This is a genomic window from Peribacillus glennii (assembly GCF_003429105.1).
Classification (GTDB): Bacteria; Bacillota; Bacilli; order Bacillales; family DSM-1321; genus Peribacillus; species Peribacillus glennii.
Map to the genome: position 1 here is coordinate 42434 of NZ_QVTD01000009.1, position 13208 is coordinate 55641.

Annotated in this window: 13 protein-coding genes; all 13 read left to right on the plus strand. The window is 43.7% G+C overall.

Annotated features, from left to right (window positions below; all coding sequences use genetic code 11):
* The first annotated feature begins 21 nt into the window (after positions 1-21).
* Positions 22-2082, plus strand: coding sequence for an ATP-dependent zinc metalloprotease FtsH (gene ftsH, locus D0466_RS14070; protein WP_117323193.1), 2061 nt, complete (start codon positions 22-24; stop codon positions 2080-2082).
* A gap of 202 nt (positions 2083-2284) precedes the next feature.
* Positions 2285-3112, plus strand: coding sequence for a type III pantothenate kinase (locus D0466_RS14075; protein WP_199484562.1), 828 nt, complete (start codon positions 2285-2287; stop codon positions 3110-3112).
* The gene (hslO, locus tag D0466_RS14080) at positions 3093-3971 is read left to right on the plus strand and encodes an Hsp33 family molecular chaperone HslO (protein WP_117323194.1); all 879 of its coding nucleotides are present in this window, start codon (positions 3093-3095) and stop codon (positions 3969-3971) included. Before D0466_RS14075 ends, hslO begins: the two co-directional genes overlap by 20 nt.
* Before the next feature lie 262 nt (positions 3972-4233).
* Positions 4234-5157, plus strand: a complete 924-nt coding sequence (cysK, locus tag D0466_RS14085) for a cysteine synthase A (RefSeq protein ID WP_117323195.1) — start codon at positions 4234-4236, stop codon at positions 5155-5157.
* Between the two features lie 102 nt (positions 5158-5259).
* Positions 5260-6714 (plus strand): anthranilate synthase component I family protein, encoded by a 1455-nt coding sequence (locus D0466_RS14090; RefSeq protein WP_117323196.1) that lies wholly within the window; start codon positions 5260-5262, stop codon positions 6712-6714.
* Complete coding sequence (pabA, locus tag D0466_RS14095; RefSeq protein ID WP_117323197.1) at positions 6711-7295, plus strand: aminodeoxychorismate/anthranilate synthase component II; 585 nt, start codon at positions 6711-6713, stop codon at positions 7293-7295. The genes D0466_RS14090 and pabA overlap by 4 nt, the downstream gene beginning before the upstream one ends.
* A gap of 53 nt (positions 7296-7348) precedes the next feature.
* Positions 7349-8209, plus strand: a complete 861-nt coding sequence (gene pabC, locus D0466_RS14100) for an aminodeoxychorismate lyase (protein WP_117323198.1) — start codon at positions 7349-7351, stop codon at positions 8207-8209.
* 18 nt (positions 8210-8227) lie between these two features.
* Entirely contained in the window at positions 8228-9064 is an 837-nt protein-coding gene (gene folP / locus D0466_RS14105; RefSeq protein WP_117323199.1) for a dihydropteroate synthase, read from the plus strand.
* The gene (gene folB, locus D0466_RS14110) at positions 9057-9416 is read left to right on the plus strand and encodes a dihydroneopterin aldolase (RefSeq protein ID WP_117323200.1); all 360 of its coding nucleotides are present in this window, start codon (positions 9057-9059) and stop codon (positions 9414-9416) included. The genes folP and folB overlap by 8 nt, the downstream gene beginning before the upstream one ends.
* 1 nt (position 9417) lies before the next feature.
* Complete coding sequence (gene folK, locus D0466_RS14115; RefSeq protein ID WP_117323201.1) at positions 9418-9945, plus strand: 2-amino-4-hydroxy-6-hydroxymethyldihydropteridine diphosphokinase; 528 nt, start codon at positions 9418-9420, stop codon at positions 9943-9945.
* Positions 9897-10109, plus strand: coding sequence for a helix-turn-helix domain-containing protein (locus D0466_RS14120; RefSeq protein WP_117323202.1), 213 nt, complete (start codon positions 9897-9899; stop codon positions 10107-10109). The genes folK and D0466_RS14120 overlap by 49 nt, the downstream gene beginning before the upstream one ends.
* Before the next feature lie 31 nt (positions 10110-10140).
* Positions 10141-11139, plus strand: a complete 999-nt coding sequence (gene dusB, locus D0466_RS14125; protein WP_117323203.1) for a tRNA dihydrouridine synthase DusB — start codon at positions 10141-10143, stop codon at positions 11137-11139.
* A gap of 208 nt (positions 11140-11347) precedes the next feature.
* Entirely contained in the window at positions 11348-12832 is a 1485-nt protein-coding gene (gene lysS / locus D0466_RS14130) for a lysine--tRNA ligase (RefSeq protein WP_117323204.1), read from the plus strand.
* The last annotated feature ends 376 nt before the right edge of the window (positions 12833-13208 follow it).

Here is a 13208-nt window from a genome sequence, read left to right on the forward strand (position 1 = left end):
TACCGTGGGAGGAGGTAAGGAATGAATCGGATCTTCCGTAATACGATATTTTATTTACTCATTTTTTTGGTTATCATTGGGATTGTAAGCATTTTCAATAATAACAATGAGCCAACTGTGAATATAACCCAAGATCAATTTTTTGAACACTTGGACAAAGGGGAAGTAAAATCGTTCACCATGCAGCCCGAACGAAATGTTTTTGAGGTAAGAGGGCAGCTGGACAATTATGATAAAAACAAATTCTTCCTAACATATATTACAGGAAGCGAGACGGCTCAGGAACGTATCGACGCTGCAATTAATGACAATAAGGTGGAAAAAACAGAAGTGCTTCCAGCCAAGGAAACCAATGGCTGGGTAACATTCTTCACCTCAATTATCCCGTTTGTCATTATCTTCATTCTTTTCTTCTTCTTGCTTAACCAAGCTCAGGGCGGCGGCGGCCGTGTCATGAATTTTGGGAAAAGCAAGGCTAAGCTTTACAATGATGATAAGAAGAAGGTCCGTTTTAAGGATGTGGCCGGTGCAGATGAAGAAAAGCAGGAACTTGTCGAAGTGGTTGAATTTTTGAAAGATCCGCGAAAATTTGCCGAGCTTGGAGCCCGTATTCCAAAAGGTGTTCTTCTCGTGGGACCTCCTGGTACAGGTAAAACCTTGCTTGCGAGGGCGGTAGCCGGAGAAGCCGGTGTTCCTTTCTTCTCAATCAGCGGTTCCGACTTTGTTGAAATGTTTGTCGGGGTCGGTGCATCCCGTGTTCGTGATTTATTCGAAAACGCGAAGAAAAACGCTCCGTGTATTATCTTTATTGATGAAATTGATGCGGTTGGGCGCCAGCGTGGAGCCGGTTTAGGCGGAGGCCACGATGAGCGCGAACAAACGCTTAACCAATTGCTCGTTGAAATGGACGGTTTCGGCGGAAATGAAGGAATTATCATTATTGCCGCGACAAACCGTGCCGATATTCTCGATCCTGCATTGCTTCGCCCGGGCCGCTTTGACCGCCAGATTACAGTGGGGCGTCCTGATGTTAAAGGACGTGAAGCGGTTCTTAAGGTCCATGCACGCAATAAGCCGCTAAGCGACAGTGTAGACTTGAAGGCCATTGCACAGCGAACCCCTGGATTCTCCGGTGCAGACCTGGAAAACCTATTGAATGAGGCTGCACTTGTTGCTGCACGCCAGAACAAAAAGAAAATTGATATGTCTGACCTGGATGAAGCTTCAGACCGTGTCATTGCCGGTCCTGCTAAGAAAAGCAGGGTCATATCCAAAAAAGAACGCAATATTGTTGCCTTCCATGAAGCCGGCCATACGATTATCGGACTCGTGCTTGATGAGGCGGAGATTGTCCATAAAGTTACGATTGTTCCCCGTGGCCAGGCGGGCGGTTATGCTGTCATGCTTCCCAAAGAAGACCGTTTCTTTATGACAAAGCCGGAACTTCTGGATAAAATTGCAGGGCTTCTAGGTGGCCGCGTCGCGGAGGAAGTGGTGTTCGGTGAAGTGAGTACCGGCGCCCATAATGACTTCCAGCGTGCAACCGCCATTGCCCGAAGCATGGTAACCGAATACGGCATGAGCGATAAGCTCGGGCCGTTGCAATTCGGCCAGACCCAGGGCCAAGTCTTCTTGGGCCGTGATTTCAATAATGACCAGAATTATTCTGATGCAATCGCTTATGAAATAGACCTTGAAATCCAGCGCATTATCAAGGAATCCTATGAACGTGCGACTAAGATCATTAAAGAACACAGAGCACAGCTTAATACGATTGCCAACACATTGCTCGACGTTGAAACGCTTGATGCTGAACAAATCAAGAGCCTGTTTGAAACCGGCAAGCTGCCTGATCGGGATTATAAAGCGATCAATGGCAGACTCGACAATGATGATGATGTCAAGGTGAAGATTGGATCCAAGAAAGAAGAAAAAGAAGCGCTTTTAAACCCATTGGAAGAGCGAAATGAGGATCCGATGGAAGTAAGGGATGACATAGAGACACCGCCAATTAATGAAGGCCGTCCATATGATAAACCTAGATCCTTGCCAAGAGATGATAATCCAAACAACAATAAATAAACTTTTATGGGTATTCCGCAAAAAGGGGATACCCTTTTTATTTCAGTTTTCCATGTATTTCAAGTAGAAATGGTGTGGGTTATAGCAAGGGGAAAATGTCTATAAGAAGGATGTTTTTGTTTATCTACTGAGAGTGGATTATGGCGGGGCAAAAAACAAGTATGTTATGATGGGGAGAATAATTCGGCGGAGTGATGAGATGATGTTATTTGTATTGGATGTAGGGAATACGAATACAGTTTTGGGTGTCTATGATGAAGATCATTTAAAATATCATTGGCGGATTGAAACGAACCGACATAAAACGGAAGACGAATACGGCATGGTCATAAAATCGCTATTGGAGCACGAGGGTTTGTCCTTTCATGAATTCGATGGAATTATCATTTCATCAGTTGTTCCTCCAATCATGTTTTCACTTGAGCGTATGTGCCAAAAGTACTTTCATATAAAGCCGATGGTAGTTGGGCCTGGCATGAAAACAGGGCTAAATATCAAGTATGAAAATCCAAGGGAAGTCGGAGCTGACAGGATTGTAAATGCAGTGGCCGGCATACATGAGTACGGCGGCCCTTTGATTATTGTCGATTTTGGAACCGCTACAACGTATTGTTACATTAATGAAGAGAGACAATATATGGGCGGGGCAATTGCCCCGGGAATCAATATCTCAACGGAAGCTCTATATTCAAAGGCGGCGAAGCTTCCTCGCATTGAGATCGTCCGTCCAGAAGATATCATCGGTAAAAATACCGTGGCCGCAATGCAGGCGGGTATCTTATTTGGGTATGTCGGTCAGGTTGAGGGCATAGTCGGAAGGATGAAAGCACAAAGTACAAAGGAGCCTAAAGTAATAGCTACCGGCGGACTGGCAGGTTTAATCGCCCAAGAATCGAAAGTAATTGAAATAGTTGATCCGTTCTTAACACTAAAAGGGCTTCAGCTGATTTATAAAAGAAATACAGACCCGCATAAAAAAGGAAATACACCTGGGAAAGGGGCAAATTTCAATGAAGGATTATTTGGTTAAAGCTCTAGGATACGACGGCCAGGTTAGGGCATACGCGGTTTCGACAACGGAAACGGTTGGGGAAGCGCAAAGAAGACATCACACTTGGCCCACAGCATCGGCAGCTCTTGGCCGATCCATGACGGCAGGCGTAATGATGGGTGCCATGCTTAAAGGCGAGGATAAGATTACGATCAAAGTTGAAGGCGGAGGGCCAATCGGCGTAATCCTCGTTGATGGCAACGCTAAAGGAGAGGTACGGGGGTATGTAACAAATCCGCAAACCCACTTTGACTTGAATGAGCATGGAAAGCTGGATGTCCGAAGAGCGGTGGGTACAGAAGGAACATTAACAGTCGTAAAGGACATAGGACTCCGTGATAATTTCAGTGGGCAGGTCCCGATTGTCTCCGGGGAACTGGGTGAAGATTTCACTTATTATTTAGTCACTTCAGAACAGGTTCCTTCATCCGTTGGTGTCGGTGTTTTGGTTAATCCTGATAACTCCATTCTTGCTGCAGGCGGCTTTATCATACAACTGTTGCCTGGAACCGAAGATGAGACAATCACGGCAATCGAAGAGAGACTTGGCAAAATCGCTCCAATCTCGAAAATGATTCAACAAGGCTTAACCCCGGAACAAATTCTTGAGCAGGTACTTGGTGAAGGCAACGTAAAAATCCTTGAAACAATGCCTGTGCAATTTAAATGCCAATGTTCCAGGGAACGGATTGCAAACGCCCTTATCAGCCTCGGAAAACAAGAAATCAGGGACATTATTGAAACAGAAGGGCAAGCAGAAGCCCAATGCCACTTTTGTAATGAAACGTATGATTTTTCTAAAGACGAGCTCGAAGAACTAGAAAGTTCCGCAAAATAATGGGGCGTAATTATCTTGTCAGGAGAACCTTTTAGCAATAAAAGGTTTTTTCTCATTTTTAAATGGCAATTGACTTAGAGATATGATTGTAAAAACGAGTTTTGACGATGTTGATTTTTCAAAATCGCAGCCACTGGGCCCAATAAAGCACATCCCCCAAAAAGTAGATGAAATAATTCAAAAATATTGACATTGTTCAAGGGAAGCGGTACTTTAATATTATAAAACCAACAAAAATACTCGGTATTAGGAGTGGAGAAAAATGGCACGAATTGTAAACTCAGTAGTCGATTTAATCGGCCAAACACCGATTGTGAAATTAAACCGCATCGGTGATGAAAACAGCGCAGATGTATATCTAAAATTGGAATATATGAATCCGGGAAGCAGCGTTAAAGACCGTATTGCGCTTGCGATGATTGAAGCGGCTGAAGAAAGTGGAGAATTAAAGCCAGGCGATACAATCATTGAACCAACAAGCGGGAATACAGGAATTGGCCTAGCGATGGTTGCTGCTGCTAAAGGCTATCCTGCTATTCTAGTTATGCCTGAAACAATGAGCATGGAGCGCCGCAACCTTCTTCGCGCTTATGGAGCCGACCTTGTGCTGACTCCAGGACCTGAAGGCATGAAGGGTGCCATTGCAAAAGCTGAGGAACTGGCGAAAGAAAATGGCTATTTCATGCCTCAGCAATTCAAAAACAAAGCGAATCCAAAGGTCCACCGTGAGACTACCGGAAAGGAAATCATAGAGCAAATGGGAGACCAGCTGGATGCTTTCATTTCCGGAATCGGTACAGGAGGCACGATAACTGGTGCCGGTGAGGTGCTGCGTGAAAAATATCCGGAGATTAAGATCTATGCAGTGGAGCCTTCTGATTCACCGGTTTTATCCGGCGGCAAACCAGGTCCACATAAAATCCAGGGAATCGGTGCCGGCTTTGTACCTGATATTTTAAACACTGATTTATACGATGAGGTTATTCAAGTGGGGACAGAGCAAGCATTTGAATATGCCCGCCGCGCTGCCAAAGAAGAAGGGATCCTTGGCGGAATTTCTTCAGGGGCTGCCATTTACGCAGCTTTAGAAGTAGCGAAAAAGCTTGGCAAAGGCAAAAAAGTCCTTGCTGTCATTCCAAGTAATGGTGAGCGCTACCTGAGCACACCACTTTACAATTTCGAGTAAGATAAGAGTCCATAAGCAGAGTCCTATCCTGGGACTTTGCTTTTTTATTTTCATTTTATCAGGTTATTAGTAAACTCTAACTATTAATGGTTTTCCCTCATCATGAAAGGACAGGGGCTGAAATGGTTGGAACAACAAAGAAGAGTTTATGGAATAAATATCCCGTATGAGCCGGATGATATTTTTCAAACATATAAATTATTGTCCTCTTCTCTCTCTAAACATATTTTGCTTGAAAGCGGACGGGGAGGACGGTATTCAATAATTGGATTGCATCCAGTAGCTGAATTAACAGGAAAAAATAATGTGTTAACCATCATTACCGAGGATGGTACAACAAATCGACTTCATGGAAACCCGCTTCATTCATTAAAAAACTGGCTTGGAAAACGAAAGTTAAAGCAAGAAGTTGGTTATCCCGATTTTCAAAGCGGGGTGATGGGTTTTATCAGCTATGATTATATTCGTTATATTGAGGATCTCCCCGTGATTGCAGCAGATGATCTGGATACGCCTGATCTTTATTTTCTCGCATTTGACGAGCTGGTTGTTTTTGACCATCAGAAAAAACTGCTTTGGTTTATGCGTGCATACGGTACAAACGAGAAAGCACATGCAAGTGAAAAGGTCGCTGCAATGAAAAACCAATGGCTGGCTGCCAAGGAACAGCTTGATCGTGAAAAGCCAAAAATTGAGGCAAAACCTTTGAGAGAGAGCGTGTCTTTAACAGAAGAGAAGTTTCGAGGGGCTGTAGACAAAATAAGAAATTATATCGCCCAGGGTGATATTTTTCAAGTGAATCTATCAGTGAGACAATCGAAACCACTTTATGCCCGTCCCCTTGATGTGTATGAACAATTAAGGGGATTGAATCCTTCACCTTATATGGCATATATCCACACTCCGGATTTCCAGATTGTCAGCGGTTCTCCCGAGCTTCTTGTCAAGAAGAAGCAAGATATAGTAAGTACCAGGCCTATTGCTGGCACCCGCTCCCGTGGAAAGACGGCTGAAGAGGATGAAAGCCTGGCACGAGAGCTTATTGAAAATGAAAAGGAAAGGGCCGAGCATGTAATGCTGGTGGATCTGGAACGAAACGACCTGGGAAGGGTATGTGAGTACGGAACCGTTCAAGTGAATGAGTTCATGGTGATTGAAAGGTATTCCCACGTGATGCACATTGTCTCAAATGTAAAGGGGAAATTGGCACAGGGCATGGACGCTTTTCATGTGATTGATGCTGTTTTCCCGGGAGGGACGATAACCGGGGCCCCCAAAGTACGCACGATGGAAATCATTGAAGAATTGGAGCCTGTCCGTCGTGGGATTTATACCGGATCTATCGGGTGGATTAGCGATTCGGGGGAATTGGAGCTCAATATAGTCATTCGAACGATGCTCGTAAGGGATGGTATGGCGCATATCCAGGCCGGGGCAGGGGTAGTGATCGATTCCAATCCGAGGTTCGAGTACAAGGAATCACTTAAAAAAGCAACAGCTATCCTAAGAGCGAAAGAAATGGCCGAATCAAATCTGGAAAAGGCGGAAACCCAATGATCCTCATGATTGATAATTATGACTCGTTTACTTACAATCTTGTTCAATATCTGGGGGAAATGGGTGAAACATTGCTTGTAAGGCGGAATGACCAAATCACGATAGAAGAAATTGAGAAGCTTTCGCCGGATTTTTTAATGATCTCACCTGGTCCTTGCAGTCCGGATGAGGCGGGAATCAGTTTAAAGGCAATTGAATATTTCTCAGGGAAAATTCCCATCTTTGGCGTGTGTTTAGGGCATCAGGCAATCGGCCAGGTGTTTGGCGGAAAAGTGATAAGGGCCAAGCGGCTGATGCATGGGAAAACGTCCATGGTATATCATAAATGCGAGACCATTTATAACAATGTCCCAAATCCGTTCAGGGCAACGCGATACCATTCCTTAATGGTAGAGCGAGAGTCACTTCCCGAGTGCCTGGAGGTGACCTCATGGACGGAAGAGGGGGAAATCATGGGCATCAGGCATAAACACCTTCCTGTTGAAGGAGTCCAATTTCACCCGGAATCGATTATGACCGAAAGCGGCAAACAGCTATTGAGGAATTTCTTGTCTGCCTATCGGACAAAGCAGGCGAATTAATTTAAGGCAGGTATAATATTCATTGCCTGATCTTTTACTGGAGAGAACTGGCTATGTACATGTATATGAACGGAAAAATATTAAAGGAGAATGAGGCATTTCTATCACCATTTGACCATGGGTTTTTATATGGGCTGGGCCTGTTCGAAACGTTCCGGATCTATGATGGCCATGCTTTTTTGCTGGATGATCATATAGCCCGCATCAATCAAGGGATGAAAGAGATGAATATCCTCCATACTTTCTCGCGCCATGCGGTGCAACAAATGCTTACAGAGCTGTTAGTGAAAAACGGGTTATCTCATGCCCGCATTAGATTAAATGTTTCTGCCGGAGAAGCGCCAGTCGGACTCCAAACGTTGCCATATGAACGGCCTAATATTTTACTATTTATGCAGGAGGTTACAATACCGGCCGGCCTGCAAGAAAAGACAGGGTTCCTATTAAAAACCCGGAGGAATACTCCGGAAACATCTCAACGGCTAAAATCCCATCATTACCTAAATAATATTGCCGCAAAGAGGGAACTCAAAATTCCAACAGAAGCAGAAGGCATTTTTTTAACAGAGGGCGGTTTTCTTGCAGAAGGGATCGTTTCAAATTTATTTTGGGTAAAACAGGGTGTGCTGTTCACACCCTCTATCGAAACCGGCATATTAAATGGAATCACCCGCCAATTTTTAATTAAGCTTGCAGGCGGATCCGGCATCAAAGTTCAGGAAGGCTTGTTTAACAAAGAGGATCTTGCCGACGCCGATGAAGTTTTTTGTACCAACTCAGTACAGGAGATTTTTTCGATAAGCCAAATAGAGGGCATTGGTGTTTATCCAGGCAGGAATGGGAAAATGGCTAATATCCTGTACGATGCTTACCAAAACTATCGCACTTTGCTTTATAGCAGGTGTGAAATCTAAGAATACAGGGAGATAATGATGAATTCTTCTATCATTCAATGTGGTCCGTATACACTCAACTATGGGAATAAGACATTGATTATGGGAATCTTGAATGTCACGCCTGATTCATTTTCTGATGGCGGCAAATATGACCGGATCGATACGGCACTAAAGCACGCTGAACAGATGGTGAAGGACGGCGCGGACATTATCGACATAGGCGGCGAATCAACCAGGCCCAATCATACAGCGATTTCACTGGATGAAGAATTGGAACGGGTACTTCCGGTTGTTGAAGCGATATCAAATAACATCAACGTTCCTATTTCGATAGATACATATAAAGCCGAGGTCGCCAGACAATCAGTGGACGCAGGGGCCCATATTATAAATGATGTCTGGGGGGCAAAAGCCGATGAAAAAATGGCAAAGGCAGCAGGTGAATCAGGCGTTCCCATCATTCTGACGCATAACCGTGACAACCAAAGCTATTCCCATTTTGTTCGCGATGTTTCCATAGATTTATTTGAAAGTGTGGCCCTCGTGCGGAAGGAGGGGGTAAAGGAGGAAAACATCATCCTTGACCCGGGAATCGGTTTCGCCAAGAACCTGGCATTAAATTTGGAAATGATGAAAAATCTTGATAAGCTTGTATCATTGGGTTTTCCCGTTTTGCTTGGTACTTCCAGAAAATCGATGATTGGGGATGTTCTGGATTTACCCGCTGCTGAAAGATTGGAAGGGACCGGAGCTACAGTCTGCTATGGCATACAAAAAGGTTGCCAAATTGTTCGGGTACATGATGTAAAAGAGATTGCGCGAATGGCGAAAATGATGGATGCCCTTGTAGGAAAAGGTGAATATAGTGGATAAAATTTATGTAAACGGCATGCAGTTCTATGGTTATCATGGGGTTTTTCCTGAGGAAAACAGGCTGGGCCAGCGGTTTGCCGTTGATCTCGCAGTTGAGCTGGATTTATCGACGGCCGGCAAGAGCGATAATCTTGACGATTCCATTAATTACGGAGAGCTATATTCGATTTGTAGAGATGTAGTTGAAGGTAAAACATTCAAACTGGTGGAGTCGATTGCAGAGCATATCGCTTCAGAGGTATTGGTTAAATATGAGACTATCCATTTTTGCACGGTGAAAGTATACAAGCCGGATCCACCGATTCCAGGCCATTACCAATCGGTCGCTGTAGAGATCAGAAGGGGACGGTAACTTGGAAAATATCGCATATGTTTCGATAGGATCAAATATAGGGGACCGTGTCAATTTTTTTAAAAAGGCAATCGAGCTTTTACATCGGGATAAAGGAATACAGGTAATAGATATTTCATCATTATATGAAACAGATCCAGTTGGATATACGGAGCAAGGCATCTTTTTAAATGCTGTTTTAAAGATTGCCACGGCTTATGGCCCGGAAAAACTATTGGACAAATGCCTGGAGATTGAACAGGAACTTGGAAGAAAAAGGGAAATTCGTTGGGGTCCCCGAACATTAGACCTTGACATTTTGCTATATAATCAAGAAAATATTGAAACAGAGAATCTTTCTGTTCCACATCCTCGGATGCTAGAACGAGCTTTTGTAATCATCCCTTTATTGGAATTAGACCCTGACATCAAGCTTCCGAAGATGGATACGACTTTGAACGATGTTCTTAAAGAGATAAAGGATAAAGAAGGGGTTCGATTATGGAAGCGGAAAAATGGGGAAGACGCATTCGCGCTTTTCGAAAGTTGAAGGGATACACGCAAGAAGGATTCGCGAAAGAAATAGGGGTTTCCGTTTCGCTTCTGGGTGAAGTTGAAAGAGGAAATCGCAAGCCGACAGATGACTTTTTGGTTGAGGTGGCCGAAATGCTTCATGTATCAGTTGATGAACTCAGGCCGCCGGAACATAAATAATATATACATTTTATTAAAGGTGGATCAAACCATGTTTAAAATTGGCGATATTGAAATGAAGAACCGGGTTGTCCTTGCACCGATGGCCGGGGTTTGCAACTCTGCTTTTCGCCTGACTGTGAAAGAGTTTGGTGCGGGATTGGTTTGCGCCGAAATGGTCAGTGATAAAGGAATACTACTTAAGAATGCCAAGACGATGAATATGCTTTATATAGATGAAAGAGAGAAGCCGCTAAGCCTTCAGATTTTTGGCGGTAAGAAGGAATCCCTGGTAGAGGCTGCCAAGTTCGTCGACAAAAATACTACAGCTGATATTATTGATATCAATATGGGTTGCCCGGTCCCTAAAATTACAAGTTGTGATGCAGGCGCCAAATGGCTGCTTGATCCTAATAAAATTTATGAAATGGTTTCTGCTGTTGTTGACGCGGTAGATAAACCGGTTACCGTAAAAATGCGTATGGGCTGGGATGAAGATCATATTTTTGCTGTCAAGAATGCACAGGCTGTGGAGCGCGCAGGAGGCAGTGCTGTTTCCTTGCATGGAAGGACCCGTGTCCAGATGTACGAGGGAAAAGCGAACTGGGATATCATCCGTGAAGTGAAAAATTCTGTAAATATCCCGGTTATTGGGAACGGGGATGTGGAAACACCTCAGGATGCAGAGAAAATGTTAAAAGAAACAGGCGTTGATGGTGTGATGATCGGCCGCGCTGCCCTGGGAAATCCATGGATGATTTATCGGACGGTGAAATACCTAGAAACTGGCGAGCTGTTCGATGAGCCGGCCGCACGGGAAAAAATCGACGTCTGTGTCTTGCATATGGATCGCTTGATTGCCTTAAAGAATGAGAATGTAGCAGTTCGTGAAATGCGTAAGCATGCTGCATGGTACCTGAAAGGCATCCGCGGAAATGCGAAAGCGAGAAAAGGCATTAACGAATGCAATACAAGAGAAGATGTAGTGAACTTGCTTTATGGTCTTGTAGATGAGGTAGAAGCAAGGGAACAAAACGTTCAGGCTGTCTAGAGTATTTGACATTGACGGGCTGTTTACCTATAATACGCTTAACTGAACTGCCAGCATTCCTGGCAGTTTTTATTTGGCCGTAGAATTTGATTTTTGCTATAAAGCACTGTTCGATTCAATTAGTTTGTGTAAAAATATATAAGGAATGCAAAATTCGACAATCGAGCTATTATATACATGAACTGAATACAAAAATGGAGATGATATCATGAGTCATGAAGAATTAAATGACCAGCTCAAAGTAAGGCGCGAGAAAATGCAAGTAATGATTGATAATGGACAAGATCCATTTGGGTATAGATTTGAACGTACACACCTGGCAGAGGAGCTCTCAGAAGCATACGGCGGGTTAACGAAAGAAGAATTGGATGAACAGAATGTCGAGGTTACTTTAGCTGGGCGTGTCATGACGAAGCGGGGCAAGGGAAAAGCAGGCTTTGCCCATGTCCAGGATATCAGCGGCCAGATTCAAATTTATGTGCGTCTTGATGCTGTTGGCGAGGACAAGTATAAAGTATTTGATCAAACCGATCTTGGGGATCTTGTTGGTGTTAGCGGAACAATCTTCAAAACAAAAGTTGGAGAACTTTCGGTTAAGGCGAATGATTTTATCTTTTTAACCAAGGCGCTTCGTCCGCTTCCGGATAAATTCCATGGCTTAAAAGATGTAGAAGAAAGATACCGCAAGCGTTACGTTGATTTAATCACAAATCAAGAAAGCAAGAACACGTTTATTATGCGGAGCCGCATCATCCAGGCAATGCGCCGTTACCTGGATGACCATGGTTATTTAGAAGTAGAAACGCCAATGATGCATTCAATCGCCGGTGGAGCGGCCGCGCGTCCGTTCATCACACATCATAATGCGCTGGATATGGAATTATTCATGAGGATCGCGATCGAGCTTCACCTGAAGCGGTTGATCGTAGGCGGGCTGGAAAAAGTTTATGAAATTGGCCGCGTGTTTCGCAATGAAGGTGTCTCCACCAGGCATAATCCTGAATTCACAATGATCGAACTTTATGAAGCTTATGCTGATTACCGAGATATTATGAGCCTGACCGAAAACCTCATTGCTCATATTTCCCAGGAAGTGTTGGGGACGACCACCGTCCAGTATGGTGAATACGAGGTGGATCTCAAGCCGGAATGGAAACGTCTGCACATGGTCGATGCCGTTAAAGAATATACCGGCGTAGACTTCTGGAAACCAATGAGCAAGCAAGAGGCTCATGCATTGGCAAAAGAACACGGTATCGAAGTAAAAGATAATATGGAATTCGGCCATATCGTAAATGAATTCTTTGAGCAGGTAGTTGAAGAGAAGTTGATCCAGCCAACATTCATTTTTGGACATCCGGTTGAAATCTCTCCGCTTGCCAAGAAGAATGAGGAAGATCCCCGCTTTACTGACCGTTTTGAATTGTTCATTGTTGGACGGGAACATGCCAATGCCTTTACTGAGCTAAATGACCCGATCGATCAGCGTGAACGTTTTGAAGCACAGCTTAGGGAAAAGGAACAAGGCAATGACGAAGCGCATGAAATGGATGAGGACTTCATTGAGGCCCTGGAATATGGGATGCCACCGACAGGCGGGCTGGGCATCGGAGTGGACCGTTTGGTCATGCTGTTGACCAATTCTCCATCCATCCGCGATGTTTTACTGTTCCCTTTAATGCGACATCGTTAAAAACAATTTATAAAAAAGCCGATTTTCATACAACTTTAGGTCTTAATGCATGTCCTAAAGAAATGATGATCGGCTTTTTTTTATCATGTGGAAAAGACTTTATGCTTATCTATTAGAATGCAATTCTAAAAGCGAACCCATTCCATTTATTATTCTAGAAAAACTTTAAAAAGACTATTGCACAGTTTTCTTAATGATGTTATATTTATATCTGTCGTTTCAACCGAGTTTCATTAGGATTAAAACAAAAAAGCTTTTGTAAAAAAGTTCTTGACGACTCGTTGATGAAATGGTATATTAATAAAGTCGCTTCTGAGAGAAACGGCATTTAAATTGCTCTTTGAAAACTGAACAAAACAAAGCGCCAACGTTTTTT

Bases quoted from the DNA above. Each gene is read 5' to 3' on its own strand.
- ftsH (WP_117323193.1), top strand. From the start codon at position 22: ATGAATCGGATCTTCCGTAATACGATATTTTATTTACTCATTTTTTTG.
- D0466_RS14075 (WP_199484562.1), top strand. From the start codon at position 2,285: ATGTTATTTGTATTGGATGTAGGGAATACGAATACAGTTTTGGGTGTC.
- hslO (WP_117323194.1), top strand. From the start codon at position 3,093: ATGAAGGATTATTTGGTTAAAGCTCTAGGATACGACGGCCAGGTTAGG.
- cysK (WP_117323195.1), top strand. From the start codon at position 4,234: ATGGCACGAATTGTAAACTCAGTAGTCGATTTAATCGGCCAAACACCG.
- D0466_RS14090 (WP_117323196.1), top strand. From the start codon at position 5,260: ATGAAAGGACAGGGGCTGAAATGGTTGGAACAACAAAGAAGAGTTTAT.
- pabA (WP_117323197.1), top strand. From the start codon at position 6,711: ATGATCCTCATGATTGATAATTATGACTCGTTTACTTACAATCTTGTT.
- pabC (WP_117323198.1), top strand. From the start codon at position 7,349: ATGTACATGTATATGAACGGAAAAATATTAAAGGAGAATGAGGCATTT.
- folP (WP_117323199.1), top strand. From the start codon at position 8,228: ATGAATTCTTCTATCATTCAATGTGGTCCGTATACACTCAACTATGGG.
- D0466_RS14120 (WP_117323202.1), top strand. From the start codon at position 9,897: ATGGAAGCGGAAAAATGGGGAAGACGCATTCGCGCTTTTCGAAAGTTG.
- dusB (WP_117323203.1), top strand. From the start codon at position 10,141: ATGTTTAAAATTGGCGATATTGAAATGAAGAACCGGGTTGTCCTTGCA.
- lysS (WP_117323204.1), top strand. From the start codon at position 11,348: ATGAGTCATGAAGAATTAAATGACCAGCTCAAAGTAAGGCGCGAGAAA.